The sequence below is a fragment of the Ornithinimicrobium ciconiae genome (assembly GCF_007197575.1).
GTDB classification, from domain to species: domain Bacteria; phylum Actinomycetota; class Actinomycetes; order Actinomycetales; family Dermatophilaceae; genus Ornithinicoccus; species Ornithinicoccus ciconiae.
Genome location: NZ_CP041616.1, coordinates 2,866,887 through 2,892,833, shown reverse-complemented (window position 1 = coordinate 2,892,833; position 25,947 = coordinate 2,866,887). Strand labels below are relative to the sequence as shown.

Sequence of the window (25,947 nt, the reverse complement as noted above, 5' to 3'; positions counted from 1 at the left end):
GGACATTGCTCGCGGGGAGGCCGCGCGAGGCCGGTTCGTCCCGCCGGCCGAAGGCCGAGGTTGCTAGGGCAGAAGCCCAGTCAGTGACGCTCAAGGAATGGTCCGACACTTGGCTGGCCGCGCTGGAGGCCAACCCGACCCGTTCCCAGGCAACGGTGGTCTCGTACCGTTCGGTGCTCAAGAACCACGTGCTCGACGAACTAGGACACATCCGGATGGCTGAACTAACCACCGAGCGGGTGGCCGACCACCTTGCCACCCTCACCCGCCGACCATCGAAACGACACCCGGATGCCCGCGTCAATGGTGTCGCGCCGAACGTCGTCATCGTCCTCCGGTCAATGATCAACGCCGCCGTCAAGGCCAAGATCGGGGGCCTGCAGGCCTTCGACTTCCCGCAGGCCGCCAAGCACCGCCGAGTCCGACCGGAGGACGAGCACGGGGACGTGGCGACACCGGTGGAAATCAAGGCGCTCACCGAGGCGATGCCCGAGCACCTGCGGATCGCCGTCCCACTCGCCGCGTGGTGCGCGCTTCGGATCGGGGAGGTTCTAGGGCTGCAACGCCGGGACTTGGAGCACCTGGAGGACCCCGATCGGGCGATCCTCCATATTCGGCGACAGTGGAACGTTAAAGCCAACGCGCTCACACCGCCGAAGGCGGACAGCGTCAGGAGCGTCGCCGTTCCTGCCGCGCTGCTGCCCACGCTGAGGCAACACCTCGAGACCTACACGCCGTGTGAGCGCACCGCGCCGGTCCTCGTAGGCGCCCGCGGAGCCCGGGTCTCCCAGACCGCCCTGGACAAAGCTTGGAGGGCCGCGAGGGATGATGCTGGCCGGCCAGGACTCCACTTCCACAACCTGCGGCACACGGGGCTCAGCAAGTATGCGGAGCAAGGTGCCACACTGGCCGAGCTATTGCACCGTGGCGGGCATACCGATGTCACGGTGGCGCTGCGGTACCAGCACGCGACCGCTCAGCCTCGATCCGCCGATGTGATTGGTGACTAAGCCGAGTCGTAACGCACGAATGCCCCTGTGACCTGGGACGATGGGACTTGCGACAGTTCCGATCGACCAGATAACAGGAGCACCCGATAGTGCGAGTCTGCCACAACATCTCCGCCGTTTTCGATGACCCGAACCTGATCGGCACGGCGGGCAGGCACGCCTTACTAGACGGACCCAGAGGGACCAGCGGGCTGCCGCGCCGATCCGAGGGGCTTTCGTGTTGGGCTAGCCGGCAAGCCAGGAACTCGATGCCCCGTCGTGGGTCTCACACGATGGTCTCACACGATGAAGTTGAAGCGGATGTCCTTGGGCATAACGTGGACAGCGGCGAAGTCTGGGACGCCCGCAACGTGGTGGACCTCGTCCGCCGGGACCACGAACGTGTCGCCGGCGCGAAGTTCGTGCACCGCGTCCGCGAACGTGATGGTGCAGGTCCCCTCCATCACGACCAGGACCGATTCACGCGAGGCCGTGTGCGGCGGGAACACGCTCCCCTCGGTGCCTTCCATCCGCTTCGTGACGAGCACCGCGCCTTCTGCCAGGGAGACGGTCTTCCTCATCGAGTGCCCCTCATGCCTTGGCGTGGCTCGCGTCGGCCGCCCGCAAGGAGTCGTAGACCGAGGTGAAGGCCTCGCAGCCATCGCTGGGGACGGCGTAGTCCTGCGTGATCGTGCGCAACTCACGGAACAGCTGCGTGGTCTCGGTGGCAACGGCTGACTGTGAGATCTGCTCGGTCAGCTCTCGCACGCGCGTGAGCTCGGGGTGGTTGTCGCCATGAACGCGCTCGACGACAGGGGCGAGCTCTAGCGCGGTCGACAGGTCAGTCATCAGGGGACACTCCTTGTTGGCTGGGTGGTCCTCCCAGCCTAGGGATGCGCCGGCCGACAGTCCTTGACCTGAGTCAAGCCAAACAGCCCAGGCTCAGCCCTGAGCGGGGTCGTCAGCCATCTCCGACTCGGCCGTCGCCAGCTTGGCGCGCACCTCATCCATGTCGAGCTCCTTGAGCTGGCCGATCAGGCTCTCCAGGCCGGCGGCGGGCAGCACGCCTGGCTGGGCAAAGAGCAGGATGCCGTCCCGGAACGCCATCACCGTCGGGATCGAGGTGATCTGGGCGCCAGCGGCCAGCTCCTGCTGTGCCTCGGTGTCGATCTTGCCGAACACGACGTCCTCGTGCTTCTTCGAGACCTGCTCATAGACCGGGGCGAACGCGCGGCACGGTCCGCACCACTCGGCCCACCAGTCGATCAGCACGATCTCGTTGTCGGCGAGGGTCTGGTCCAGGTTTTCACGGGTCAGTTCGGTAGTGCTCATGGCGGGGTAACAAGGCTCGGCGGGCAAGGATTCCCAACCGCGATCTTGGTCACACGCCCGTGGCCTCGGGCGCGGAGGTCCCGTCATACGGAACAATGGCCGTCATGGGATTCTCGCCGTCCATCTCCAACTCGATCACCGTCCGTCTCGAACTGCCCGCCCGGGCGACGGCTGTGGGTGAGCTCAGCTCCGCAGTGGAGAAGGAAGGTGGCATGGTCACCGCGGTCGACATCGCCGAGTCCGGCGCGGAGCGGCTGCGCACCGACATCACCATCGCCACCTGGGGTGAGGCGCACGCGACGCAGATCGTTGAGGCGATGCGCAAGGTCCCCGGCGTCGAGATCGGCAAGGTCAGCGACCGCACCTTCCTCATGCACCTGGGCGGCAAGCTCAGCGTCGAGTCCAAGCAGCCGATCCGCAACCGTGACGACCTGTCCATGATCTACACCCCCGGCGTGGCCCGCGTCTGCCAGGCCATCGTCGACAACCCCGAGGACGCGCGCCGCCTGACCATCAAGCGCAACACCGTCGCCGTGGTCACCGACGGCACCGCGGTCCTGGGCATGGGAGACATCGGTCCGCTGGCCGCCTTGCCCGTCATGGAGGGCAAGGCCGCCCTGTTCAAGCGGTTCGCCGACGTGGACGCCTTCCCGATCGTGCTGGACACCAAGGACGCCGACGAGATCGTGCGCATCGTCAAGGCGATCGCCCCGGGCTTTGCGGGGATCAACCTGGAGGACATCTCCGCGCCCCGCTGCTTCTACATCGAGCGCCGCCTGCGCGAGGAACTCGACATCCCGGTCTTCCACGACGACCAGCACGGCACCGCCATCGTCGTCCTGGCGGCCCTGCGCAACGCGCTGCGGGTGGTCGACAAGGAGCTCCCCGACGTCAAGATCGTCCTGTCCGGTGCCGGTGCTGCCGGCTCGGCCATCCTGCGGTTGCTGCTCATGGCCGGTGCGACGGACGTCATCGTGTCCGACGTCCACGGGGTGCTGCACTCCGAGCGCGCCGACATCGCCCGCGGAGACAACGCCAACATGGCCTGGATCGCGTCGCAGACCAACAAGGGCGGCCTGCGTGGATTGCTCACCGAGGCCCTGGTCGGTGCGGACGTCTTCATCGGCGTCTCCGCCGGCGGGATCCTCACCGGCGACGACATCGCCACGATGGGACCGGACGCCATCGTCTTCGCGATGGCCAACCCGACACCCGAGGTGGATCCCGCCGATGCCGCCGAGCACGCCACGGTCGTGGCCACCGGGCGCAGCGACTTCGCCAACCAGATCAACAACGTCCTGGTCTTCCCCGGCGTCTTCCGCGGGCTGATGGATGCCCAGAGCGACCACATCACCGACGAGATGCTACTGGCAGCCGCGATCGCCCTCTCCGACGTGGTGGGAGCCGACGAGCGCAACCCGACCTACATCATCCCCAGCGTGTTCAACCCCAAGGTCAGTAAGGCCGTGGCCCAGGCCGTGGAGAAGGTCGCCCGAGAGCGTGTCGACGCCACCTCCTGACGCTGCGTGGGCACCTCCGGCTGCGGTGATGACCGTATGCCGGGGGCTCGGGTGGCTCCTGCTGCTCACCCTGCTGGCGGCTCAGGTCTGGGGGCTCTATCTGCTGACGCCGGGGGCGGGGGAGCCCTACTTCCAGGGCCAGGACAAGGTGGCGCACGCCCTCCTGTTCGGGGTGCCCACGACCCTGGCGTTCCTGCTCGGCGCCCGGCTGGTGGTGCTCGGCATACTCCTGCATGCCGTCGTCAGCGAGCCGCTGCAGGGCCTGCTCACCACCACGCGCACCGCCGACGTCTGGGACCTGGTCGCTGACGTGGTGGGGATCGGGCTGGCGGTGGCCCTGGTGCTCGTGCTCCGGGCGCGTCGCCCGGCAGCGGTCCGACCCGCCGACGCCGCGGTCCCGGCCGCGGCCGGGAGCCGGCGGTGAGCGCGGGTGAGCAGGGGACCCCCGCAGAGGACGCCGGCTCGCTGACCGGCCACCTGCTCGTGGCGACCCCGATGACCGGCGAGTTCTTCGAGCGCTCGGTGGTGCTGATCCTGCACCACGACGAGGACGGGGCCACCGGCGTCACCCTCAACAAGCCGATGAGTGCCGAGGTCGCTGCGGTGCTGCCGGACTGGCAACCGCACGTGACCGCACCAGGGGTCCTCTTCCAGGGCGGTCCGGTCCAGATGGACTCCGCGATGGGCCTGGTCAGCGTGCCGGGAGGGGAGGCGGTGCAGGCCGAGACGCTGGGCATCTCGATGCTCTTCGGCGGGCTGGCTCTCGTCGACCTCGACGTCCCACCGCCGGTGGTGGTCCCCGAGCTCGCCGGGCTGCGGATCTTTGTGGGCTACGCCGGATGGGGCGCCGGACAGCTCGAGGCAGAGCTGGTCCAGGGCGCCTGGTATGTCGTCGAGCGCGAGCCGCGCGACCCCTTCCACGAGACCGCGGACTTCTGGCGCGAGGTGCTGGTCCGCCAGCGCAGTTCGCTGTCGTTGGTCGCCAACTACACCAGCGACCCCGAGCAGAACTGAGGACGACGCACCGGAGGGCACGGGCTCGCTCGCAGGGTGCCCAGTAGACTCGGTGTATGTCTGTGAGGTCGACGATGCCACTGAAGATGTCCCAGCCACTGGATGCCCCGGAGGCCCCGAGTGCGCCGTCCACGCAGACCGCGGTGCTCGAGCGGGAGGACACCAGCACCGACCCCCGGCTCAGCGAGCCCGGTGACCATGAGCGCTTCTCGCACTATGTGCGCAAGGAGAAGATCATGGAGAGCGCCCTCTCCGGCGAGCCTGTGATCGCTCTCTGCGGCAAGGTCTGGGTCCCGGGACGAGACCCCAAGAAGTTCCCGGTGTGCCCGGCCTGCAAGGAGATCTACGAGGGTTTGCGGGCGCCGCAGGACGGCGGGGAGTAGGCGGCACGCAGCCGACCAGCACCTTTGTCGGGCCGGTCCTGAACTGTCCCCGGCAACTCGTATCCTGATCCGCGATGTCCACCTCAGCTGCTTCTCACCTTCCCCCCGCCTATCCCGAACGCGCTGCGTGGGGGACCGCCGGCAAACTGCGCGCCTGGCAGCAGGCGGCCCTTGACCAGTACCTCGCAGACGGGCCGCGTGACTTCCTCGCGGTCGCGACGCCCGGTGCCGGCAAGACGACCTTCGCGCTGAAGGTGGCGACCGAGCTCATCGACGCCGGGATCATCGAGCGGGTCACGGTCGTGGCACCCACGGAGCACCTCAAGACCCAGTGGGCCGAGGCCGCGGCCAAGGTGGGCATCAGCATCGATCCCCGCTTTGCCAACATCCAGGGACGCCACGGGGGAGACTTCCGTGGCGTTGCCGTGACGTATGCCGGCGTGGCCAGCAAGCCGCTGCTGCACCGGGCCCGCACCGAGGCAGCCAGGACCCTCGTCATCCTCGACGAGATCCACCACGGTGGGGACGCCCTCAGCTGGGGGGAGGCCATCCGGGAGGCCTTCGAGCCGGCCACCCGTCGGCTGTCGCTGACCGGCACCCCGTTCCGGTCCGACACGGCAGCCATCCCGTTCGTGCGCTACGGCATGGACACCGAGGGCATCCTGCGCTCCGAGTCGGACTACACCTACGGCTACGCCGAGGCGCTCCGCGACGGGGTCGTCCGGCCGGTCCTCTTCCTGGCCTACGGCGGGAGCATGCGGTGGCGCACCAAGGCCGGTGACGAGATCTCGGCCCAGCTGGGGGAGCAGCTGACCAAGGACCTGTCCAAGCAGGCCTGGCGCACGGCACTGGACCCCTCCGGTGAGTGGATCCCCACGGTCCTGTCTGCCGCGGACAAGCGTCTGGCGGAGGTCCGGCGCGGAGTCCCGGACGCCGGCGGGCTGGTGATCGCCAGCGACCAGCGGTCCGCACGGACCTACGCCAAGCAGCTGGCCGAGCTCACCGGTGAGAAGCCCACCGTGGTGCTCTCCGACGACGCGGGAGCCTCCGCCCGCATCGAGAAGTTCGCCGAGGGCGACTCGCGGTGGATGGTCGCCGTGCGGATGGTCTCCGAGGGCGTGGACGTGCCGCGCCTGTGCGTCGGTGTCTACGCCACCTCGACCTCGACGCCGCTCTACTTCGCCCAGGCCATCGGGCGTTTCGTCCGTGCCCGCCGCCGTGGCGAGACGGCCTCTGTCTTCCTGCCCAGCGTCGAGCTGATCCTGCGGCACGCGGCCTCCATGGAGGTCCAGCGCGACCACGCCCTCAACAAGAAGCGCACCGACGAGGACGGTCTGGACTGGACTCCGGAGGAGAGCCTGGTCGCAGAGGCGAACGCGACCGAGCAGGCCCTGGACTCCGAGCAGGCCTCCTTCGAGGCGCTGGAGTCCGACGCCCTGTTCGACCACGTGCTCTTCGACGCCGAGCAGTTCGGCCTCGGCGCGCTGCCAGGCAGTCAGGAGGAGGAGGACTATCTCGGACTGCCCGGCCTGCTCGAGCCGGACCAGGTGGCCGACGTCCTGCGGGACCGTCAGCGCAAGCAGGTCCGCAACGGTGGGGGACGCAAGGCGGCCGAGCAGGTCTCGGCACACCGGGCGCTGGCCGAGCACCGCAAGGAGCTCAACAAGCTCGTCTCGGCCTACGCGCAGAAGAAGGGCCAGCCGCACGCCATCGTCCACGCTGAGCTGCGCAGGTCCTGCGGAGGCCCCGAGCTGGCCACCGCCAGCAGCGAGCAGGTCACCACGCGGATCGAGACGATCCGGCGGTGGTTCGTCGGGCGGCGCTGACTGCCCGCAGGCCAACCCGGCGGCTGACGACGTGGGCTACGCAACACCCGCGCGGGGCAGCGTGGTTGTTCGGGACACGGCCCCAGCCGTGGGAGGCTATGGGCATGAATACACGTGAGGCAGGGTGGTACGACGACCCGCAGGACGGCGACAGCCTGCGCTACTGGGACGGCGTGACGTGGACCGAGCACACCAGCCCCAAGCAGAAGCCTGGTCTGGACCAGGCAGGCGCGGGGGCCGCAGGGGCAGCGGGCCAGGGTTACGGACAGCCGGGGCAGTATGCCGGCCAGCAGGGGGACGCCGGCCAGGGCCAGCAGGGGGACGCTAGCCAGGGCCAGCCGGGCTACGGACAGCAGGGTCATGGGCAGGGGGGTCAGTACGGCGCGCCGGGGCAGCAGCCAGGCGGACCGCAGGGGCAGTACGGACAGGCGCCGCAGTACGGGCAGCCGGGTCAGCAGGCCAACCCCTATGGTCAGCAGCAGGGCGGCTGGGGTCAGCCGATGCCCGGCGGAGGCTACACCGGCCTGGAGACCGGTCCGGTCACCCCGGACGGACAGCCCATCGCCAGCTGGGGCATGCGCTTCCTGGCCCGCATCCTCGACGGCATCCTGATCGGCGTCGTGTCGACGCTGCTCGCCATGGTGATCATGCCGGACTTCTTCGGCGACTACATGGACTGGGTGATGGACCCGGGCGACTCCCTCACCGTGCCCTCAGGCCTCGCCAGCGACCTGCTGATGTATGGCCTCATGACCGCAGTGCTGGGCATCGTCTACGAGGCGCTGATGCTGAAGCAGTTTGGGGCGACCGTGGGCAAGATGGCCACCGGACTGCGGGTGCGACTGCGGGACCAGGATGGTCCGTTGTCCTGGGCGACGTCCGTCATCCGGGCGCTGGTCTGGTTCGGTCCCAACCTGCTGTCGGGCTTTGCGTCGCTCTCGTTCATCTCCGGCCTGTTCGGCCTCCTCAACGGTCTCTGGCCGCTGTGGGACAAGAACAAGCAGTCGCTCAACGACAAGGTCGCCAAGACCAACGTCGTCAAGAAGCGCCGCTGACCAGCAGTGACGCTGCGATTTCCGCAGGACCCCACATCCCGATCTAGCACAGGAACATCATGCAGACCCTCATCGACTCCGCCATCTTCGTCGTGATCCTGGTGGTCGTGCTCTACGCGTTCTACGCGCTCTTCAAGCGCGAGAGCTGAGGCTGGCCTGCTGGCTCACGTGCTCTGACGCAGCGTCACACCCGAGGCGCGCATCGCCTCGACGGCAGCCTCGGTGGACTCCGGTGCGACACCAGCGGTCAGGTCCAGCAGCACCGTGGCTTCCAGGCCATTGGCGACCGCGTCGAGGGCCGTGGCCCGCACGCAGTGGTCGGTGGCGATGCCGACGACGTCGACCCCGGTGACGTCCCGTTGGCGCAGCCAGTCGGCCAGACCGACCGGCGAGCCGTCGACCTCGGTGCTGCCCTCGAAGCCGGAGTAGGCGGCGGCATACTGCCCCTTGCGGAAGACCGCCTGAACGTGGTCGAGGGCGCCGGCCAGCTCGGGCCGGAACTCGGCACCGGCGGTCTCCGCCTCACAGTGCACGGGCCAGCTGTCCACGAAGTCCGGCTCGTCCGACCAGTGGTCCCCCGGATCGATGTGCCAGTCCGCGGTCGCGACGATCGCGGCATACTCTCCGCCGTGGGCGGCCACGTGAGCCGTCACGCCGGCAGCCACGGCGGAGCCTCCCTCGACGGCCAATGAGCCGCCCTCGCAGAAGTCGAGTTGGACGTCAACGATGATCAGTGCCCGGGTCATGCGCCCACGGTAACGCGGTGGTCCTGGGCGTCCGGCACGTGGTGCTTGTGTCACACCGGCGCCCGTGACGGAGTGTCGGAGCAGGCTGGGCCGTCGACGCCGCCAGCCGCGGTCTGACCTAGTCCCCCTCGACCTCGGTGCGGCTGGCCTCGTCCTCATAGACCGTGCGGATCGCCGGCTCACCCTGCGAGAGGCGCAGGCCCTTGGTCGGCAGCTCTGCACGGGAGGCGGTGTGGTGCTCACGAGCGGTGTGCGCGTCGGTCGGCACCTGCACCTCGCCGTCGCTGACCAGCTGGACGAGCAGGTCGCGGTCGTCGCCGTCGTCCGTGGGGGTGATGTCGATGCCGATGCGCTCCTCGTGGGCAACGCCCATGGAGTTGCGCCGACGCAGGGCGTGCTTGCGCCCGCCGACCGAGGCCTTGTCCTTGCTCGCCTTGGCGACCCCCTCGAACTTCCCGTCGGCTCCCTCACGGGAGACCAGCTTGTAGACCATGCCGGCCGCCGGAGCGCCGGACCCGGTGACCACCCGGGTCCCCACGCCATAGGCATCCACGGGCGCCGCCTGCAGCGCCGCGATCGCGAACTCGTCCAGGTCGGAGGTGACCACGATGCGTGTGTCCCGCGCCCCCAGCCCGTCGAGCTGGGCACGCACCTCATGGGCCTGGGAGACGAGGTCACCGGAGTCCAGGCGCACCCCGCCGAGCCCGGGACCGGCCAGCTCGACGGCGAGCTCGACCGCAGCGGTGACGTCATAGGTGTCGACCAGCAGCGTGGTGTCCAGACCCAGACTCTGCAGCTGAGCCGCAAAGGCCTCGCGCTCGGAGTCGTGCAGCAGGGTGAAGGAGTGTGCCGCGGTGCCTCTGGTGGGGATCCCGTGGCGGCGGCCCGCCTCCAGGTTGGAGGTGGAGCCGAACCCCGCGATGTATGCCGCCCGCGCGGCGGCCACTGCCGACTCCTCGTGGGTGCGCCGCGAGCCCATCTCGATGCAGGGCCGGTCACCGGCCGTTGCCGTCATCCGGGAGGCTGCGGCGGCGACCGCCGAGTCGTGGTTGAGGATCGACAGGAGCAGGGTCTCGAGGATGACGCCCTCGGCGAAGGTCGACTCCACGATGAGCAGGGGCGATCCGGGGAAGTAGCACTCACCCTCCGCATAACCCCAGATGTCTCCGCTGAACCGATAGTCCGTGAGCCACTGCAGGGTCTGCTCGTTGACGACCTTGGTCTCTCGCAGGAAATCGATCTCCTCGGGGCCGAAGGTGAAGTCTGCCAACGCATCCAGAAACCGTCCGGTCCCGGCGACCACCCCATAGCGTCGTCCCTCGGGCAGGCGCCGGGTGAAGGCCTCGAAGACGCACCGTCGGTCGGCGTGACCGCCGGCCAGGGCGGCCTGCAGCATGGTCAGTTCGTAGTGGTCGGTGAAGAGCGAGGTGCGGTTGGTCACGGGCCACACTGTAATTGAGGGCCGTAGGGTGGGCCGGTGATTCTCGGGGTTCCACTGTGGGCGTTGGCGGTCATTGCGCTCGCCCTGCTCGTGGGGACGATGGTGCAGGGCCTGGTCGGCCTCGGCCTGGGGCTGGTCGGCGCTCCGATCGCGACCCTGGTCGCCCCCGAGCTCATGCCGGGGCTGCTGCTGTGCACGGCGGCGCTGCTGCCCCTGCTGCAGCTGGCCCGCAACCGCCAGGAGATCGACTGGCGCGGGCTGGCGTGGGCCCTGCCCGCCCGCATCCCCGGGACCGTGCTCGGTGTCTGGCTGGTCTCTCTGTTCACCGTCCGGCAGCTGTCCGTGGCGGTCGGCGTGATGGTGCTGGCAGCGGTCCTGGTCACCCGGCACACGGTGACCGTGCCGATCACCCCCACCACGCTGGTCGGGGCGGGCATCATCTCGGGAGTCACCTCCACCGCCACCTCGATCGGCGGCCCACCCATCGCGATCCTCTATCAGCACCGGTCCCCGGTGCAGATCCGCAGCACGCTCGCGGTCTATTTCGTCCTGGGGGCGGTGTTCAGCCTGATCGGACTCGGTGTCAGCGGTCAGCTGGAGGCCCGCCAGGTCTGGCTGGCCGCGCTCTTGGTGCCCTTCCTGCTGGCCGGGCTCTGGCTCTCCGGTCGGGTCGGTCGACACGTTTCACCCCTGCGGATCCGCAACATCATGTTGCTGGTCTGTGCTGCCTCGGCACTGACCCTGCTGGTGCGCAGCCTGGCGGGATGAGGACCGTAGAGTGGACGCCGTGTTCATGACCTCCTCCACCCAGCCGCCCGGACCCGACAGCCCCGGACCGCAGGAGGCCGGTCAGGTCGCGGTCCTGGACCGACCCGACGTCGACAAGCCCTGGGTCACCATCGTCTGGAACGACCCGGTCAACCTCATGTCCTATGTGTCCTGGGTCTTCCAGACACACTTCGGCTATCCCAAGGCCAAGGCCGAACGACTGATGATGCAGGTCCACGAGGAGGGACGCTCGGCCGTCTCGCACGGCAGCCGGGAAAAGATGGAGGCCGACACCGAGGCGATGCACGGCTACGGACTCTGGGCGACCTTCCAGAAGGACGACTGATGGCGACCATGTTCCGCTCCCGCAAGGGACGGTTCACCGCGACCTGGGAGACCGGCGAGGTCGCCGTCGTGCTGCACCTGATGCGTCTGACCCACGACTTCGTCGCCCCCGAGCGGGAGGACACCGGCGACCCGTTCCTGGATCTGGTCGCCGGTCTTGGCGGCACGGCGGACCCGGAGGAGCCCAGTGACCCGGCCCTGCGGCGACTGTTGCCGCCGGCCCACCGCACCGATGCCGGGCAGGCCGCGGAGTTCCGGCGACTCACCGAGCACACGCTCCGGTCCCGCAAGGCCGCCAACCTGGCGACCGCCATGGTGGCGTTGAGCGAGGCGCTGCCCGCCGAGGGAGACCACGAGCCCGACGAGCCCGTGAAGCTCGCCCTGGACCCCGACCAGGCGAGGGCGATGACGATGGCGCTCACCGACATACGTCTGATCCTGGGGGAGCGGCTGGGGATGCGCAGCGAGGAGGACTCCGAGCGGCTGCACGAGGAGTTTGCCCTGGCGCTGCAGGGCGAAGGGGAGATGGATCCGGGCGCCATGCAGCAGATGGCCTACTACGACTTCCTCACCTGGGTGCAGGAGTCGTTGACGGGCGCGATGCTGGGCTGACCCGGGCACGGCACGGCTGGCATGTGGTCCTCAACGTCAACCTGTGGACAGGCAGCCTCTGTATCACCGGTGACGACGCTCGCGTCGTGGACGTGATTCCGGTCAGAGATCTGCGCAATCGCAGCGCCGTCCCGTCAGCGTGCGGGAACTGATAGCCCGACGTCGCAGCCTCCCGCGGGTGGAGGCCGCTGCACTGCGTGCTGACCTCGATGCCATCCTCGACCCGGCACGGTGAGTCCCGTGGAGGTTGCGGCTTCGCTGCGCCACGCCGGGCGCACAGCTGCGGCCCGAGCCTACGACGCGCTCATCGCAGCCACCGCCATTGCACACGAGCTGCCGCTCTTCACCTGCAACCCCGCGGACTTTGACGGGATCCCCGAACTCCAGCTCCACACCGTGGATCGGGACGAGTCCCAGGCTGGGGGAGAGATAGGCTCGGCCCACCATGACTGAGCAGGCACCCAACCCCAGCACCGGCACCTTCATCGACGCGCGTCAGGACGACGCCCAGGGAGCACCAGAGCAGGCCGCGCCGGACGGCACGCTGCCCGGCGCCGTGCGGCTTCGTGTCGCACCGTCCCCGACCGGAGACCCGCACGTCGGCACGGCCTACATGTCGATGTTCGACCTGGCCTTCGCCCGTCAGCAGGGTGGCCGGTTCATCCTGCGCATCGAGGACACCGACCGGGCCCGCTTCCAGGCCGATAGCGAGCAGCAGATCTATGACACGCTCTCCTGGCTCGGCCTGGCCTGGGACGAGGGGCCGGACAAGGGCGGACCGTGCGCGCCATACCGCCAGTCCGAGCGCCTCGAGACCTACCGACCGTATGCCGACCGGTTGCTCGAGCAGGGCCACGCCTACCTGTGCTGGTGCTCGGGGGAGCGGCTGGCCGGGATGCGCGAGAAGCAGCAGAAGCTTAAGCAGCCGACCGGCTATGACCGGCTCTGTCACGGCAAGACCCGCGAGGAGCGGGCCGGGCTGCCCGGATTCAGCGAGACGCCGGTGGTGCGGATGTTCATCCCGGACGATGCCCCGCTGACCTTCACCGACCTGGTGCGCGGCGAGGTCTCCGCGCCCCGGCCGGACGACCAGGTGATTGTCAAGGCCGACGGCTTCCCGACATACCACCTCGCGGTGGTGGTCGACGACCACGAGATGGGCATCACCCACGTGGTGCGCGGCGAGGAGTGGATCTCCAGCACGCCCAAGCACGTCCTGCTCTATCGGTGGCTGGGCCTGCCGGTCCCGCACTACGCACACATGCCGCTGCTGCGCGACGAGAAGAAGGCCAAGATCTCCAAGCGCAAGAGCCCATGGGCCCGGCTGACGTGGTTCAAGGAGCAGGGCTACCTGCCCGAGGCGCTGCTGAACTTCCTGGCACTGCTGGGCTACCCCCCGATCATCGAGGAGGACGGCACCGAGCGGGAGCTCTTCACGTTTGAGGAGTTCAGTGCCGGCTTCGACTGGGACAAGGTCAACACGGTGGGTCCGATCTTCAACCTGGACAAGCTCAACTCCCTCAACGGCCACTACATCCGTCAGCTCGAGGTCGGCGATCTGGCCAGCCGACTGCTGCCCTACCTGCAGACAGCGGGGGTGCTCTCGGACCAACCGACGCTGCCCGAGCTGGGCCGACTGAAGGCGCTCGCCGAGCTGGTGCAGACCCGCATCGTGACCCTCACCGACGCTGCCGCGCTGGTTGCCCCGTTCTATGTCTCGGACGCCGAGCTGCCGATCGCTGACGACGCCCGTGCTCAGCTCAAGGACGATGCCGGAGCTGTTTTGGATGCTGCGATCGCGGCCCTGGAGCCGATCGACGGTGCCATTCCGGACACGCTCGGCGCCCAGCCCGAGTGGGCCACCGAGCGGATCGAGCAGGCGCTGCGCGCGGCGCTCGTCGAGGGGCTGGGCATCAAGCCCAAGTTTGCGTTCGGTCCGCTGCGCACCGCCGTGTCCGGCCAGCGGATCTCACCTCCGCTGTTTGAGTCGATGGAGGTCCTGGGCAAGGCCTCGACGCTGGCGCGGCTGACCCGCCTGCGGGACGAACTGGCGAGCGCCTCGGGCTGAGCGGGGCCGTCACAGCGTCACAGGGCCACTGACCCACCTGCGAAGGAGTCGTCGTGACGCACCTGATCTGCGCCGGGGAGACAGGGCGATTTGGGAGTGGCGCGGGCGGCCGGTAGTATCACTCCTCGGTTCACCGATGCGTGAAGCCTTCGGGCAGCAGGCACGGTGATACCCCCTTGGGGTATGGTGTAATTGGCAACACTACGGTTTCTGGTACCGTCATTCTAGGTTCGAGTCCTGGTACCCCAGCTTGATCAATGCCCTTGCGGCAGAGGTCATTTCGGAAGAGCATCCGCTGTGCGGTAGGCTTCCACCCGCTGTCAGGCTCGCCTGTCAGCACCTGCTAGGGCCCCGTTGTGTAGCGGCCTAGCACGCCGCCCTCTCAAGGCGGTAGCGCGGGTTCGAATCCCGTCGGGGCTACCCATGGGAAGCGGCCCCTCACCTGATCAGGTGAGGGGCCGCTTCTGTTTCCGGTCCTACTTCTTCTTGGTCTTCTTGCCGCTCTTGTCCTTCGCGCTCTTATCTTTCGCGCTCTTGTCCTTGCCGGACTTGGTTGAGCCGGACTTGGTTGCGTCGGACTTGGCCTTGCTCTTGCCGGACTTGGCCTTGCCCGACCCTGTCTCGGCGTCGTCCTGCCGCGCCCTCTTGAGGGTCTTCTTGGCTGAGTCCTTCAGTTGCGACTCGATGGCCGCCACATCCTCGGCTGCTACGAGGCGGGCCGCGCCCTTCGCCGGTGACGCGCGTCGGCCGCGGGGAGCGGCTGAGGCGCCCTCCGGTGAGGTACTGCCGGTGCCCGCAGCGGCGCGACCGCCAGCCAGCCCATCCTCTGGGAGGTCGGACGGGTCGGTGACAACCTTCTTGAAGTAGGTGCCCGGACGGAAGCGTGGACTTCGGGTGCCGGCGATCGGCACGATCTGTCCGGTGCGCGGATTGCGCCCGGTGCGAGGTGCCCGTTCGGTGCGCTCGAAGGTGCCGAAACCGGTGATTCCGACACTTCCCCCGGCAGCGACCTCACGCAGGACCACGTCGACGAGCGCGTCGACGGCGAGGGTGGCATCTCGGCGACTTCCCAGTGTGGGAGTCAGTGCTTCAATCAGGTCTGCCTTGTTCACTGGTGCTCCGTTTCCGTCGCGGGAAGAGGACCTGATTCACACTACGGGAGAGGCAGATTCGCGCAACTTGGGCGCGGACGGGGTCACCGAATGATCTCGGTGGCGCCGATCCCCACGATCCACAACCGGGTCACCTCCGTGCCCACCGCCTCAGGGTCGCCGGAGATCTCGATGCTCAGCCGTTGGCCGACCCGCAGGTGCCGCAGGCCGCTCGCCTCGAAGGCTTCTGCCGCGAACGGCACCACCTTGCCGGTGTCGAGGATCAGACTGCCGGCCGTGGTGACCGGGTCAAAGGTGTGCACCGTCGCCTGCATGACGCCAGCCTAGTTCGCAGCCGTCCGCTGATCGCGGGCAGCGCCCAGGATCTGCGTCGTGTGCGTCCCCACGCCCAGCGCCACCGCGGCCTGCAGCGCGGCCAGGTCGTCCACGTCCTGCCGCAGCCGGGGCAGATCCGGCGTCAGCACGGTGGCGAACTCACCGTGTCGTGCCGCCGAGCCCGGTCCGAAGCTCGGCTCCACAGTCACCCCGGGCCGGGCCGTCAGCAGCACCGTGCCCGTGCCGTCGTGGTCGGGCACGAGGGCCCGGGGATGAGCGGCACACTCGTGCAGTGCCTCGAGCAGGTCCTGCGGGCGCAGCGCCGGCAGGTCACCCAGCAGGACCGCCACGCCGGCCTGCTCGTCCAGCGCACGTGCGGCGGCGATACCGGCGCTCACGGCTGCGTTGAGTCCGGCCCCAGGGTCTGGCACGACCCGCGCCCCCAGGGCTGCAGTCGCCGGCCCGACCACCGGGTCGGAGGTGATGGTGAGCACGTCGCCCGGGGGGAGCGCGCGGCATACGGCGTGCAGGGTGTCCAGGGCGATCGCCCTGGCCAGGTCGGGCCGGGAGAGCGGCGGGGGAGCGTGCAGCCTGGTCTTGGCCCGCTGGGCCTCCTTGACCGGCAGGACGAGACGCCAGTGCACGGACTCAGTCACCTAACCAGTATGCCGGGTGGCCAGGTCTGCCCCACCGACCCCGGTAGGTGACAAGATGACCTTCGTGGAACCACAGCCGCTTCGCACGCAGATCCCGCTCGCCTACCGGGGGGTCATCACCACCCTCCGGCCGGTGCTGGCCCGGATCACCCGACAGGAGTGGAGCGGGGGAGAGCACCTCCCGGAGTCCGGCGGGTTCATCGTCGCCGGCAACCACCTCTCCGAGATCGACCCGTTCATGGTGGCGCACTACCTCGTCAACCACGGCTGGGCGCCGCGTTTCCTGGCCAAGTCGACGCTGTTCGACATCAAGGGGCTCGGGATGGCGCTGCGCAATCTGGGCCAGGTGCCGGTCTATCGGGGCACGCGGCAGGCGTCCGATGCGCTGCGGGATGCGGCCGCGGCCGTGACCGACGGTGACGCCGTGGTGATCATGCCCGAAGGCACCTTGACCCGGGACCCCGACCTGTGGCCGATGCGGGCCAAGAGCGGGGTCGGCCGGCTGGCCCTGATGACGGGCGCACCCGTCATACCCATCGCGCAGTGGGGCGTGCAGAACCTCCTCGCGCCCTATGCGCGCCGCCCCACGGGGCTTTTCTCACGGCACGTGATGCACGTCAAGGCCGGACCGGCGGTAGACCTGTCGGACTTGATGGGTCGGGAGGACTCGGCCGCCGCCACCGAGGCCACCGAGCGAATCATGGCGCAGCTGACCCAGCAGCTGGCGCAGATCCGTGGTGAGGAGCCACCCGCGACACCCTTCGTCTGGGACGGCAAGAAGGAGAGCAGGAATCGCAAGAGGAGGTCTGCGAAATGACGCGCGCAGCGGTCTTCGGCAGCGGCTCCTGGGGCACGGCCTTCGCCGCGATCCTCGCGGACGCCGGCTGCGAGGTGGTGCTGCACGCCCGACGGCGTGAGGTGGCCGAGGCGATCAACGCCGACCACGTCAACGCCGGCTATCTGCCCGAGCTGGTGCTGCCGGACACGGTCAGCGCCACTGACGACCCGGCCGAGGCTGCACGGGGGGCCGAGCTGGTCATCTTGGCGATCCCGTCGCAGACGCTGCGCACCAACCTGGACTCCTGGGGGCACCACCTGCCCGCCGGGGTGCCGGTCGTGTCCCTGATGAAGGGGATCGAGCTGGGCACCGGTCAGCGGATGAGTGAGGTGATCCACGAGGCCGCCGGGATCCCGACCGACCAGGTGGTGGTGGTCTCCGGACCCAACCTGTCCCGCGAGATCGCCGCCAAGCAGCCTGCGGCGTCGGTGGTCGCGTGCAGCGACATCAGCACCGCCGAGCAGGTCGCGCAGGCCTGCGCCGCGCCCTACTTCCGGCCCTACACCCAGACCGACGTGGTCGGTGCCGAGCTCGGGGGCGCGGTCAAGAACGTCATCGCGCTGGCCGTCGGTATGGCGGAGGGGCTGGGCTATGGCGACAACACCAAGTCCACGATCATCACCCGGGGGCTGGCCGAGACCGCCCGACTGGGGGCGGCGCTGGGGGCGGACCCGGCGACGCTCATGGGCCTGGCCGGTGTCGGTGACCTGATCGCCACCTGCATGTCGCCGTTGTCGCGCAACCACTCCTTCGGGGTCAACCTCGGCAAGGGGATGTCGGTCGAGGAGGTCGTGGCGATCACCAGCCAGACGGCCGAGGGTGTGAAGTCGTGCCGCTCGATCCTGGACCTGGCCGCCCGCAACGGGGTCGACATGCCGATCTGCACCGGTGTCACGGCCGTGGTGGAGCACGCGATGGACGTGCGCCAGCTCGGCGACCAGCTGATGAACCGGCCGCACAAGCACGAACGACACTGAGCGCCGGTGACGGGCCGGAGGGCCCGCAGCGACTAGGCTCGGCGGCGATGGAACAGCAGCCCGCACCCCGGCCCGAATCCGCGCGCACCAGGGTCGCCCTGGTCTTTGGAGGCCGCTCCTCGGAGCACGCCATCTCGTGCGCCACTGCGGCGAGCGTGCTGCGTGCCATCGACCGGGAGCGTTATGACGTGGTGCCCATTGGCATCACCAAGGGTGGCCGGTGGGTGCAGGTGGCCGACGACCCGGCGCAGCTGGAGATCACCGCGGGGCGGCTTCCCGAGGTCCCGGACAGCGACTCCACGGTGGTCCTGCCCCTGGGCAACAGCAGCAACACGGTGACGGTCTCGGAGCCGGGACAGATCCCCCGGGCGCTCGGCGAGGTGGACGTAGTCTTTCCGCTGCTGCACGGGCCCTTCGGCGAGGACGGCACCATCCAGGGTCTGCTCGAGCTGGCGGACATCCGCTATGTCGGCTGTGGCGTGCTCGCCTCCGCGGCCATGATGGACAAGCACATCATGAAGGTGCTCTTTGCCGACGCGGCCCTGCCCGTCGGCCCCTACACGGTCATCACCGACCTGCAGTGGCGCCGCGATCGGGCCGCCGCCCTGGACGCGGCCAACGCGCTGACCTTCCCGGTCTTCGTCAAGCCGGCCCGGGCCGGCTCCTCCGTGGGGATCACCAAGGTGGCGGAACCGGCCCACCTCGAGGCCGCGATCGAGGCGGCCCGCGAGCACGACCCCAAGGTGATCGTCGAGGCGGGCATCGTCGGACGGGAGCTGGAGGTCGGGGTCCTCGGCGGTCACGGCGCCGAACCGCCACGGGTCAGTGAGGTCGGTGAGATCGTGGTTGGCGGAGGGCACGCCTTCTATGACTTTGAGGCCAAGTATCTCGATGAGGCACACGTGGAGATCTCCAGTCCGGCAGAGGTCTCGGCCGAGGTGGCCGCGCAGATCCAGCGCATCGCCGCCACGGCCTTCGAGGCCGCCGGGTGCGAGGGCCTCTCCCGGGTCGACTGCTTCCTCACGGAGGAGGGAGACGTGCTGGTCAACGAGATCAACACGATGCCCGGGTTCACCCCCTTCTCGATGTATCCGCAGGTCTGGGCGGCCAGCGGCATCAGCTATCCCGAGCTGATCGACGAGCTGATCACCCTGGCGCTCGAGCGACGCACCGGTCTGCGCTGACGCCTGCGTTGCCAGGCCTGCTCTGAGCGGCCTGGCTCAAGGGGCTGCCTGCTGAGGGGCTGCCTCCTCACGAGCAGCGGTTGGGCCCCTGCTCGATGACCTCTGCGGCCGGCCCGAAGGCCGGGAGCAGCAGGGGCGGCGTCTCATAGACGTCGGGCACCAGCACCTCGATGGCCGGGCTGCGTCCATAGGTCGTGAAGACGACCCCGTCGTTCAGTTCCGAGACGATCCAGTCCACGCCCTCGATGTCCAGGCAGGCCTCCTCCGTGGGGCCGGGGGGCACGGCACCGCACCGGGCGATGATGGCCGGGTCTCCCCAGGCAGCGACGGTCACCGAGTCGACCGCGGTCTCCCGTGGACTCGCGGAGCCGACCTGGACCGGCCAGCGCTGGGCCACCGCGTGGCACTCGGGCGTCTCGGCCCCGTCGAACGGGGCCACCTTCACCGCCGACGTGCAGGCAGCCAAGGTCACGGCGCACACCGTGAGGAGGCCTAACTGTCGCCTCCGTGGCTGGCGGCGGGGGCGACAGTCCCTGTCCGGACGCGGCGGTGCTCCGTCGTGGGTGCCGCGCCGCAGATTGCGCGTGGGTGCGGCGGTCAGAGGTGGACCACCGTGCAGGTCGTGGTCCGGGTGATGTGCGGCACCTCCTGGATGCGTGAGATCACCTGACGCCCAAGCTCATCCACGCTGGCCGCCGCGACCCGGGCGATGACGTCGTAGGGGCCGGTCACGTCCTCGGACGTGACGACGCCCTCCAGGTCGGCAACCGTCCTGGAGACGACGCCGGACTTGCCGACCTCGGTCTGAATGAGGATGTAGGCCTGGACCATGTCGCCTCCTGCGCGCTGGTGTGGGCCGCTGCGCGGCCCGTCGTGGCCCAGACGCTACCGTGCAGGGACGCGATGCGGGAGGAGGTCTGGCATGTCGGGTTCCGAAGAGTCGGGGGCCGGGGGGTCGCAGACCCTGGGGGAGCTGGGTGAGGCAGGGGTCCTCAAGGACATCTTTGCGACGCTGACCACCACGGACTCGGTGCTGGTCGGACCCGGCGACGACACGGCCCTGCTGGCCGTCTCCGGCCCGGTCCTCGCGACCACCGACGCGATGGTGCGCGGGCGGGACTGGCTCGACGAGTGGTCCTCGGCCCACGACGTGGGGGTCAAGGTCGTCATGCAGAACCTTGCCGACCTGGCGGCGATGGGTGGGGTGGGCACCGGTCTGCTCGTCACCCTGATCGCGCCCGGCGCACTACCTGCCCGGTGGGCCCGTGACCTGACGGCCGGCATCGCGGAGATCTCGGCGGCCACGGGGGTGCCGGTGATCGGTGGAGACCTCTCCTCCTCCGACGGCGCCGTGGCGGTGTCCGTCACTGCGCTGGGGGAGGTGCCGGGGGGCCGGGCGGTGCTGCGCTCTGGTGCCGAGCCGGGCCAGGAGGTCGCCGTGTCCGGCTCACTGGGTCGGTCGGCTGCAGGGCTGGAGGTCCTGCGGCGCAGTGGGACCGATGGGTCGCCGTCGGGCCGGCATACGGGGCTGGGTGCGGGACCGGGTGCGGGACCGGCTGCAGGCTGGGTGGCCTACCACCGCCGCCCGGACCCCGACCTGAGTCAGGGCCCGGCAGCTGCGGCAGCCGGGGCCACCGCCATGCTGGACGTCTCCGACGGCCTGGTGCGTGACGGTGGCCGCATCGCCACCGCCAGCACCGTGCGGATCGACCTTGATGAGGCGGCGATCGGGGCCCTGGCAGAGGAGTTCGTCTCCGAGCTGGGCAGTGCGCCCGCCCTGGACTGCGTCCTCACCGGCGGCGAGGAGCACTCACTTCTGGCGACCTTCCCCGTCGGGACGGTGCCGCCAGGCTGGACCGTCGTCGGGCACACCGCAGAGGCAGGGACCGCGGGACCAGGGGTGTGGTGGCGCGGAGAGCGCACCACCGGCGGCGGCTGGGACCACTTCGGGGGCTGACCCATTTTGCGAGAGGTTTCGTCGGCGCATCACCCATTTTGAGAGAGGTCTCGTCGGCGCATCACCCATCTTGCGAGAGGTTTCGTACGCCCTCACCACCTGCTGGGGGAGGTTCGGCGCGGCCGACCCCACCAGCCCAGTGCAGGCATGACAAAAGCCGGCCTCCACGGAGGAGTCCGGCTTGTCATGTGCGGCCGCTGGCCGCGAGGAGTCAGCGAGTGGTGATCTTGCCAGCCTTGAGGCAGGAGGTGCACACGTTGACGCGCTTGGGGGTCACGCCCTTGGGGCCGACGAGGGCCCGGACGCGCTGGATGTTCGGGTTCCAACGGCGCTTGGTGCGGCGGTGGGAGTGCGAGATGCTGTGACCGAAGCTCGGTCCCTTGCCGCAGACGTCGCAAGTGGCAGCCACGGTGTCTCCTGAGGTCGAATGATGTATCGGGCGAGTGCCCCAATCATCTGTGGCAGCGCAGAGGCAAACCACACACGTCATCGGGGAACCGGTCAAGAATAGCCGACGTCAGCCCACCCCGCCAAAACGGGCGTCTCACCCTGTCCTGCAGCCACGATCACGAGGCCCGGTATGCCGGCACGTCGGTGTGCCGGGCAGCTCACCGAGGCGGCGTGTGGCCCCGGGAGCAGGGCAGCACGTGGGTGGACTAGACCGCTCACCGAGGTGAGTGTGGCGGCACGCAGATGTGGACAGGTGCGCGCCGATGTCGGGGGCTGACGATAACCTGCTGGTAGCCGTGATGAGGGCCTCCCCAGCCCGCAGGAGTCAGCACCCGAGAGGACCAGAGCCAGGTGAGTTCGCCCCGCAGTCCGGTCGAGGTGCCTCTGAACCTGGCGGCAGCCCGCCGGTGGGCGCTCGCCTCACGCGTAGGCCTGGCTGAGGCCCGCACCCAGATCGACGCGCTCAATGTCTTCCCGGTCCCGGACGGCGACACGGGGACCAACATGTTCCTCACGTTCGACGGGGCCCTCGACGTGCTGCGGGGACACCACGCGACCCACGGCGGTGAGATCAGCCTGGTCCAGGGTCTGGCACTGCTCGCGCGCGGCATGCTGCTCTCCGCACGGGGCAACTCGGGCGTGATCCTCAGCCAACTGGCGCGAGGTCTGCACGAGGCTGCCGCGAAGGCCGGTGACGCTGGAGAGGCCGGTGATACAGAGGGCGGCGACGCAGAGGCCGGTGGCGCGGACGCCGACGCCGGACCCGGTGGTGTCATCGGTGAGGTTGGGGCGCAGCTGCTGGCTGAGGCGTTCACCCGTGCGGACCACCTCGCCTGGGCCGGCGTCTCCTCTCCCGTTGAGGGCACGATCCTGTCGGTGTCCCGGGCGGCGGCCAGCGCGGCCCGCGAGGCGGCCGCGGCCGGAGCCAATCCTGCCGGGGTGAGCGCCGCAGCGCTGGCGGCCGCCCGGTCGGCCCTCGAGCACACCCAGTCCCAACTGCCTGCCCTGCGCCGGGCCGGCGTCGTCGACGCGGGAGGCGCTGGCCTGGTGATCGTTCTCGAAGCGCTCCACCGGGTGCTCACCGACGATCATGCCGGCTCGGACGCCAGCGACAGCCCCTGGTTCCGCGAGGGCGCCGTGCTGCCTCCGGCGGGCTGCGCAGGCGATGGTGACGGCGAAGGCGCCTACGAGGTGATGTATCTGCTGTCCCAGTCCGACGAGGACCGGGTGGGACATCTGCGGGCACACCTGGAGCAGGTGGGCCACTCGGTCCTGGTGGTCGGCGGACCGCAGGACTGGCGCGTGCACGTGCACCTCGACGACCCCCAGGTCGCGGTGGAGGCCGGCACGATGGCCGGTCAGATCGACCAGGTGCGCATCGAGGAGCTGGTGCGGGCGGACGCGAGCGCACCCACCGCTGACGCACGGCCGCGGGCCAGCGTCGGGGTCGTCGCCTGCGCTGGCGGGGAGGGTCTCCTGGAGCTGTTCGAGCAGGCTGGGGCGACTGTTGTGCGCTCCGCCGCCGGGGCCCGCGCCTCGACCGGTCAACTGCTCAACGCGATCTGGGCGGTCCCGGCGCACAGCGTGGTGGTGCTGCCCAACGACGGCGACGTCCTGATGTCGGCGCAGGCCGCAGCCGCCGCCGCCCGAGAGGAGGGCCTGACCGTGGAGGTGGTGCCCAGCCGGGCCGCCGTCCAGGGCCTCGCGGCGCTGGCCGTCTTCGACCCTGGGGCGACGCTGCCAGAGACACTCACGACGATGAGTGAGGCCGCAGGCGCGACCGTCCACGCGGAGCTGACGGTGGCCTCCCGGGACGCCCAGACCGGGGCCGGCCCCTGTCGCGCGGGCCAGGCCCTCGGGTTGCTGGACGGTCAGATCGTGGTGATCGACGACGACGCCACCAAGGCCGCGACCAGACTCCTGGCCCGGCTGGTCACCGACCAGACCGAGCTGCTGACCGTCGTGCGGGGAGCAGGGGCCGACGAGGCAGCACGCACCAGCATGGACCAGGTGGTGGGGGCGATCGAGGCGGCCCACCCCGGTGTCGAGGTGCTCTGGCTCGACGGCGGACAGCCTGCCTACCCCTGGTTGCTGGGCGCCGAGTGATGGCCGAGCTCCCCACACTGGACGTCAAGCTGCGTTCCCTGGTGGGCAAGACCGCTGCGCCGCTGGCCAAGCGTGACCTGGTCACGGTGCGCGACCTCCTGGATTTCTGGCCGCGCACCTATCTCGACCCGACCCGCCCGAGCGACTTCTCCGCCCTGCACGACGGGGAGTATGTCGTGATTCTCGCGGACGTGAAGTCCGCCGTGACGCGGCGGATGCGCCAGCGCCGCGGCAGCATGCTGATCGCCACGATCGAGGACGGCTCCGGCAACCTTCTCGAGCTCACGTTCTTCTCCGCCTACGGGCACGAGAGCGCCCTGGTGCCGGGACGCCGGGTGCTCGTCAGCGGCACGGTCAGCACCTACGGCGGCCGCCGCCAGCTGGCCCACCCGGAGTATGAGGCGCTGCGCGCCGGGGCCGAGGCGAGCAGCACCTTCGGCGAGGGTCCGATCCCGGTCTACAGCCAGATCCCCAAGATGACCTCGATGAGGGTCGCGGCGGCGGTCGACCTGGTGCTGCATGCGGTGGATGACGTCCCCGACCCGATTCCTGTCCAGGTGCGTGCCAAGCACGGTCTCCCGCCCCTGAGCAACGCCTACACGATGCTGCACCAGCCGCGCAGCACCCAGGAGCACGTCCGTGCGCGGTGGCGGATGAAGTTCCAGGAGGCGTTCGTCCTGCAGGCGGCCCTCGCGCGGATGCGGCACTCCTCCGACGCCGTCCCCGCAGTGCCACGCGGTCCCGTGCCGGGTGGGCTGGCCGACCAGTTCCGGCAGCGTCTGCCCTTTGCGCTCACCGACGGACAGGAGAGCGTGCTGGCCGACATCGTGTCCGACCTGGACAGCACCGTGCCGATGCACCGTCTGCTGCAGGGTGAGGTCGGCTCGGGCAAGACCGTGGTGGCATTGCTGGCCATCCTCACCGCCATCGACGCCGGAGCACAGGCCGCGGTGCTGGCCCCCACCGAGGTGCTCGCCCTCCAGCACCACCGCTCCATGTCGGCGATGCTCGGGCCCCTGGCCGAGACCGGGATGCTGGGCGGTGCCACCGACGGCACCCGTGTCGCCCTGCTGACCGGCAGCCAGTCCGCCGCCGACCGCAGGGCCAACCTGCTGCTGGCCGCCAGCGGTGAGGCCGGCATCGTCATCGGCACGCACGCCCTGATCCAGGAGCACGTGCAGTTCGCCGATCTCGGACTGGTCGTCGTGGACGAGCAGCACCGCTTCGGGGTCGAGCAGCGCGACGCGTTGCGGGCCAAGGTGGAGGGCGCCTCGCCGCACACGCTGGTCATGACCGCCACCCCGATCCCACGCACGGTCGCGATGACCGTCTTCGGGGATATGCAGACCTCCACGCTGACCGAGCTGCCCCGCGGCCGGCAGCCGATCACTACCCACGTGGTCCGCGGCAACCAGCCGACCTGGGTGCAGCGCACCTGGGAGCGCGTCGCCGAGGAGGTCGCCAAGGGCGGCCAGGTCTATGTCGTGTGTCCCCGGATCGGTCAGCAGGACGACCCGGACCTCCCCGACGGCACCACGACCGGGCCCGGTGGGCCGATCACCCCCGAGGACCGGGACGAGCCCGGCTCTGACGACCTGCTGTCGGGCGGGGCCGTCGTGGACGAGGAGGCCTCCGGCAAGGTCGAGCTGCACGGGGTCTTCCAGGTCGCCCGGGCTCTGCGCGAGCTGGAGGTGACGAGCAAGCTGCGGATCGGCATACTGCACGGTCGGCTCCAGCCGGAGGAGAAGGACGCGATCATGCGCTCCTTTGGCAGGGCCGAGATCGATGTGCTCGTGGCCACGACCGTCATCGAGGTGGGCGTCGATGTGCCCAACGCGACCCAGATGGTGGTGGTTGACGCGGACCGGTTCGGCATCTCCCAGCTGCACCAGCTGCGCGGCCGGATCGGGCGCGGCACCAAACCGGGCCTGTGCCTGCTGATGTGCCAGGACGGCGAGTCACAGGCGCTGGAGCGATTGGAGGCGGTCGCCTCCACGACCGACGGTTTCGAGCTGGCCCGACTCGACCTGGCGCAGCGCCGCGAGGGCGACGTGCTGGGGGCCAGCCAGTCCGGCTCGCGCAGCAGTCTGCGGATGCTGCGGCTGAGCCGGGACGAGGACCTGATCGTCAAGGCCCACGAGGACGCCTGGCAGGTCGTCGGCGACGATCCGGACCTGCAGGACCACCCGGCGCTGCGCGACGAGCTGGACCGCCTCGACGCCGAGCGCGCTGCCTTCCTGGAGCGTGGCTGAG

General features: G+C 69.7%; 29 protein-coding genes and 2 tRNA genes. 20 read left to right on the top strand and 11 right to left on the bottom strand.

What is annotated here, in order from left to right; translation table 11 throughout:
* Positions 1-83 precede the first annotated feature (83 nt).
* Positions 84-1,010 carry a tyrosine-type recombinase/integrase gene (locus FNH13_RS13340; RefSeq protein ID WP_165700112.1) on the top strand — a complete coding sequence of 309 codons (927 nt, stop codon included), beginning with the start codon at positions 84-86 and terminating at the stop codon, positions 1,008-1,010.
* Positions 1,011-1,288: 278 nt separating this feature from the next.
* Here the strand turns inward: FNH13_RS13340 and FNH13_RS13335 are convergent, their stop codons facing one another.
* The 3 genes from FNH13_RS13335 to trxA form a co-directional block, all read right to left on the bottom strand.
* Positions 1,289-1,570, bottom strand: coding sequence for a cupin domain-containing protein (locus FNH13_RS13335; RefSeq protein ID WP_143783862.1), 282 nt, complete (start codon positions 1,568-1,570; stop codon positions 1,289-1,291).
* Positions 1,571-1,580: 10 nt separating this feature from the next.
* A complete protein-coding gene (locus FNH13_RS13330; RefSeq protein WP_143783861.1) occupies positions 1,581-1,838 on the bottom strand; it encodes an iron-sulfur cluster repair di-iron protein, ric in 258 nt (85 codons plus the stop codon).
* Between the two features lie 93 nt (positions 1,839-1,931).
* Complete coding sequence (gene trxA / locus FNH13_RS13325) at positions 1,932-2,321, bottom strand: thioredoxin (protein WP_143783860.1); 390 nt, start codon at positions 2,319-2,321, stop codon at positions 1,932-1,934.
* 104 nt (positions 2,322-2,425) lie between these two features.
* On the opposite strand from trxA, the gene FNH13_RS13320 reads away from it, so the two are divergent.
* From FNH13_RS13320 to FNH13_RS13295, 6 genes are all read left to right on the top strand, one after another.
* Positions 2,426-3,841 carry an NAD-dependent malic enzyme gene (locus FNH13_RS13320; protein ID WP_143783859.1) on the top strand — a complete coding sequence of 472 codons (1,416 nt, stop codon included), beginning with the start codon at positions 2,426-2,428 and terminating at the stop codon, positions 3,839-3,841.
* Positions 3,822-4,265, top strand: coding sequence for a VanZ family protein (locus FNH13_RS13315; RefSeq protein ID WP_143783858.1), 444 nt, complete (start codon positions 3,822-3,824; stop codon positions 4,263-4,265). The genes FNH13_RS13320 and FNH13_RS13315 overlap by 20 nt, the downstream gene beginning before the upstream one ends.
* Complete coding sequence (locus FNH13_RS13310; protein ID WP_228266397.1) at positions 4,262-4,855, top strand: YqgE/AlgH family protein; 594 nt, start codon at positions 4,262-4,264, stop codon at positions 4,853-4,855. The genes FNH13_RS13315 and FNH13_RS13310 overlap by 4 nt, the downstream gene beginning before the upstream one ends.
* An 86-nt stretch (positions 4,856-4,941) precedes the next feature.
* Entirely contained in the window at positions 4,942-5,238 is a 297-nt protein-coding gene (locus FNH13_RS13305; protein ID WP_165700218.1) for a DUF3039 domain-containing protein, read from the top strand.
* Between the two features lie 74 nt (positions 5,239-5,312).
* Positions 5,313-7,064 carry a DEAD/DEAH box helicase gene (locus FNH13_RS13300; RefSeq protein WP_143783857.1) on the top strand — a complete coding sequence of 584 codons (1,752 nt, stop codon included), beginning with the start codon at positions 5,313-5,315 and terminating at the stop codon, positions 7,062-7,064.
* 104 nt (positions 7,065-7,168) lie between these two features.
* Complete coding sequence (locus FNH13_RS13295) at positions 7,169-8,119, top strand: RDD family protein (protein WP_165700111.1); 951 nt, start codon at positions 7,169-7,171, stop codon at positions 8,117-8,119.
* Positions 8,120-8,283: 164 nt separating this feature from the next.
* Here FNH13_RS13295 and FNH13_RS13290 read toward each other — a convergent pair whose 3' ends face one another.
* Positions 8,284-8,865, bottom strand: coding sequence for an isochorismatase family protein (locus tag FNH13_RS13290; protein ID WP_143783855.1), 582 nt, complete (start codon positions 8,863-8,865; stop codon positions 8,284-8,286).
* A gap of 118 nt (positions 8,866-8,983) precedes the next feature.
* On the bottom strand, positions 8,984-10,306 hold the full coding sequence (locus FNH13_RS13285) for a nicotinate phosphoribosyltransferase (RefSeq protein WP_143783854.1): 1,323 nt from the start codon (positions 10,304-10,306) through the stop codon (positions 8,984-8,986).
* Between the two features lie 36 nt (positions 10,307-10,342).
* On the opposite strand from FNH13_RS13285, the gene FNH13_RS13280 reads away from it, so the two are divergent.
* The 7 genes from FNH13_RS13280 (at position 10,343) to FNH13_RS13250 (ending at position 14,519) form a co-directional block, all read left to right on the top strand.
* On the top strand, positions 10,343-11,074 hold the full coding sequence (locus FNH13_RS13280; protein ID WP_202878782.1) for a sulfite exporter TauE/SafE family protein: 732 nt from the start codon (positions 10,343-10,345) through the stop codon (positions 11,072-11,074).
* 25 nt (positions 11,075-11,099) lie between these two features.
* Entirely contained in the window at positions 11,100-11,420 is a 321-nt protein-coding gene (gene clpS / locus FNH13_RS13275) for an ATP-dependent Clp protease adapter ClpS (RefSeq protein WP_143783853.1), read from the top strand.
* A complete protein-coding gene (locus FNH13_RS13270; RefSeq protein ID WP_143783852.1) occupies positions 11,420-12,031 on the top strand; it encodes a DUF2017 domain-containing protein in 612 nt (203 codons plus the stop codon). The genes clpS and FNH13_RS13270 overlap by 1 nt, the downstream gene beginning before the upstream one ends.
* Positions 12,032-12,271: 240 nt before the next feature.
* Complete coding sequence (locus tag FNH13_RS13265; protein ID WP_202878781.1) at positions 12,272-12,484, top strand: PIN domain-containing protein; 213 nt, start codon at positions 12,272-12,274, stop codon at positions 12,482-12,484.
* Positions 12,485-12,644: 160 nt separating this feature from the next.
* Complete coding sequence (gltX, locus tag FNH13_RS13260; protein ID WP_229576624.1) at positions 12,645-14,099, top strand: glutamate--tRNA ligase; 1,455 nt, start codon at positions 12,645-12,647, stop codon at positions 14,097-14,099.
* 177 nt (positions 14,100-14,276) lie between these two features.
* Positions 14,277-14,348 (top strand) — tRNA-Gln (locus tag FNH13_RS13255).
* 98 nt (positions 14,349-14,446) lie between these two features.
* Positions 14,447-14,519: transfer RNA gene (locus tag FNH13_RS13250), tRNA-Glu, on the top strand.
* 56 nt (positions 14,520-14,575) lie between these two features.
* Here FNH13_RS13250 and FNH13_RS13245 read toward each other — a convergent pair.
* The 3 genes from FNH13_RS13245 to cofC form a co-directional block, all read right to left on the bottom strand.
* Positions 14,576-15,211 carry an HU family DNA-binding protein gene (locus FNH13_RS13245; protein ID WP_143783850.1) on the bottom strand — a complete coding sequence of 212 codons (636 nt, stop codon included), beginning with the start codon at positions 15,209-15,211 and terminating at the stop codon, positions 14,576-14,578.
* 83 nt (positions 15,212-15,294) lie between these two features.
* A complete protein-coding gene (locus tag FNH13_RS13240) occupies positions 15,295-15,525 on the bottom strand; it encodes a hypothetical protein (RefSeq protein ID WP_143783849.1) in 231 nt (76 codons plus the stop codon).
* Between the two features lie 9 nt (positions 15,526-15,534).
* Complete coding sequence (gene cofC / locus FNH13_RS13235; RefSeq protein ID WP_202878780.1) at positions 15,535-16,182, bottom strand: 2-phospho-L-lactate guanylyltransferase; 648 nt, start codon at positions 16,180-16,182, stop codon at positions 15,535-15,537.
* A 55-nt stretch (positions 16,183-16,237) separates the two neighbouring features.
* Here cofC and FNH13_RS13230 point away from each other — a divergent pair, with 55 nt between their 5' ends.
* From FNH13_RS13230 to FNH13_RS13220, 3 genes are read left to right on the top strand one after another with little or no spacing between them, the layout of a single operon-like run.
* Positions 16,238-16,999 carry a lysophospholipid acyltransferase family protein gene (locus tag FNH13_RS13230; RefSeq protein ID WP_143783848.1) on the top strand — a complete coding sequence of 254 codons (762 nt, stop codon included), beginning with the start codon at positions 16,238-16,240 and terminating at the stop codon, positions 16,997-16,999.
* Positions 16,996-17,997 carry an NAD(P)H-dependent glycerol-3-phosphate dehydrogenase gene (locus FNH13_RS13225; RefSeq protein WP_143783847.1) on the top strand — a complete coding sequence of 334 codons (1,002 nt, stop codon included), beginning with the start codon at positions 16,996-16,998 and terminating at the stop codon, positions 17,995-17,997. The genes FNH13_RS13230 and FNH13_RS13225 overlap by 4 nt, the downstream gene beginning before the upstream one ends.
* Before the next feature lie 47 nt (positions 17,998-18,044).
* On the top strand, positions 18,045-19,181 hold the full coding sequence (locus tag FNH13_RS13220; RefSeq protein WP_143783846.1) for a D-alanine--D-alanine ligase family protein: 1,137 nt from the start codon (positions 18,045-18,047) through the stop codon (positions 19,179-19,181).
* A 67-nt stretch (positions 19,182-19,248) separates the two neighbouring features.
* On the opposite strand, the gene FNH13_RS13215 is transcribed toward FNH13_RS13220, so the two are convergent.
* Together FNH13_RS13215 and FNH13_RS13210 are read right to left on the bottom strand one after the other, a co-directional pair.
* Complete coding sequence (locus FNH13_RS13215; RefSeq protein ID WP_228266396.1) at positions 19,249-19,653, bottom strand: DUF3515 family protein; 405 nt, start codon at positions 19,651-19,653, stop codon at positions 19,249-19,251.
* Between the two features lie 125 nt (positions 19,654-19,778).
* Positions 19,779-20,012, bottom strand: coding sequence for an Lrp/AsnC ligand binding domain-containing protein (locus FNH13_RS13210; protein WP_143783845.1), 234 nt, complete (start codon positions 20,010-20,012; stop codon positions 19,779-19,781).
* A 91-nt stretch (positions 20,013-20,103) separates the two neighbouring features.
* Here FNH13_RS13210 and thiL point away from each other — a divergent pair, with 91 nt between their 5' ends.
* Positions 20,104-21,138: a thiamine-phosphate kinase gene (gene thiL / locus FNH13_RS13205; RefSeq protein ID WP_143783844.1), complete on the top strand. Its 1,035-nt coding sequence runs from the start codon at positions 20,104-20,106 to the stop codon at positions 21,136-21,138.
* A 211-nt stretch (positions 21,139-21,349) separates the two neighbouring features.
* Here the strand turns inward: thiL and rpmB are convergent, their stop codons facing one another.
* Positions 21,350-21,547, bottom strand: coding sequence for a 50S ribosomal protein L28 (gene rpmB / locus FNH13_RS13200; RefSeq protein WP_109474765.1), 198 nt, complete (start codon positions 21,545-21,547; stop codon positions 21,350-21,352).
* 392 nt (positions 21,548-21,939) lie between these two features.
* Between rpmB and FNH13_RS13195 the strand changes: the two genes are divergently transcribed.
* Together FNH13_RS13195 and FNH13_RS13190 are read left to right on the top strand one after the other, a co-directional pair.
* On the top strand, positions 21,940-23,694 hold the full coding sequence (locus FNH13_RS13195; RefSeq protein WP_143783843.1) for a DAK2 domain-containing protein: 1,755 nt from the start codon (positions 21,940-21,942) through the stop codon (positions 23,692-23,694).
* Entirely contained in the window at positions 23,694-25,946 is a 2,253-nt protein-coding gene (locus tag FNH13_RS13190; RefSeq protein ID WP_143783842.1) for an ATP-dependent DNA helicase RecG, read from the top strand. The genes FNH13_RS13195 and FNH13_RS13190 overlap by 1 nt, the downstream gene beginning before the upstream one ends.
* Position 25,947: the final 1 nt, after the last annotated feature.

Excerpts from the sequence above, each read along its gene's own strand:
- FNH13_RS13335 (WP_143783862.1), bottom strand. The coding sequence starts at position 1,570 with ATGAGGAAGACCGTCTCCCTGGCAGAAGGCGCGGTGCTCGTCACGAAG.
- FNH13_RS13210 (WP_143783845.1), bottom strand. The coding sequence starts at position 20,012 with ATGGTCCAGGCCTACATCCTCATTCAGACCGAGGTCGGCAAGTCCGGC.
- clpS (WP_143783853.1), top strand. The coding sequence starts at position 11,100 with ATGACCTCCTCCACCCAGCCGCCCGGACCCGACAGCCCCGGACCGCAG.
- FNH13_RS13230 (WP_143783848.1), top strand. The coding sequence starts at position 16,238 with ATGACCTTCGTGGAACCACAGCCGCTTCGCACGCAGATCCCGCTCGCC.
- FNH13_RS13295 (WP_165700111.1), top strand. The coding sequence starts at position 7,169 with ATGAATACACGTGAGGCAGGGTGGTACGACGACCCGCAGGACGGCGAC.
- FNH13_RS13290 (WP_143783855.1), bottom strand. The coding sequence starts at position 8,865 with ATGACCCGGGCACTGATCATCGTTGACGTCCAACTCGACTTCTGCGAG.
- gltX (WP_229576624.1), top strand. The coding sequence starts at position 12,645 with ATGTCGATGTTCGACCTGGCCTTCGCCCGTCAGCAGGGTGGCCGGTTC.
- FNH13_RS13190 (WP_143783842.1), top strand. The coding sequence starts at position 23,694 with ATGGCCGAGCTCCCCACACTGGACGTCAAGCTGCGTTCCCTGGTGGGC.
- trxA (WP_143783860.1), bottom strand. The coding sequence starts at position 2,321 with ATGAGCACTACCGAACTGACCCGTGAAAACCTGGACCAGACCCTCGCC.
- FNH13_RS13300 (WP_143783857.1), top strand. The coding sequence starts at position 5,313 with ATGTCCACCTCAGCTGCTTCTCACCTTCCCCCCGCCTATCCCGAACGC.
- FNH13_RS13330 (WP_143783861.1), bottom strand. The coding sequence starts at position 1,838 with ATGACTGACCTGTCGACCGCGCTAGAGCTCGCCCCTGTCGTCGAGCGC.
- FNH13_RS13270 (WP_143783852.1), top strand. The coding sequence starts at position 11,420 with ATGGCGACCATGTTCCGCTCCCGCAAGGGACGGTTCACCGCGACCTGG.
- FNH13_RS13305 (WP_165700218.1), top strand. The coding sequence starts at position 4,942 with ATGTCCCAGCCACTGGATGCCCCGGAGGCCCCGAGTGCGCCGTCCACG.
- thiL (WP_143783844.1), top strand. The coding sequence starts at position 20,104 with ATGTCGGGTTCCGAAGAGTCGGGGGCCGGGGGGTCGCAGACCCTGGGG.
- FNH13_RS13320 (WP_143783859.1), top strand. The coding sequence starts at position 2,426 with ATGGGATTCTCGCCGTCCATCTCCAACTCGATCACCGTCCGTCTCGAA.
- FNH13_RS13225 (WP_143783847.1), top strand. The coding sequence starts at position 16,996 with ATGACGCGCGCAGCGGTCTTCGGCAGCGGCTCCTGGGGCACGGCCTTC.
- FNH13_RS13240 (WP_143783849.1), bottom strand. The coding sequence starts at position 15,525 with ATGCAGGCGACGGTGCACACCTTTGACCCGGTCACCACGGCCGGCAGT.
- FNH13_RS13220 (WP_143783846.1), top strand. The coding sequence starts at position 18,045 with ATGGAACAGCAGCCCGCACCCCGGCCCGAATCCGCGCGCACCAGGGTC.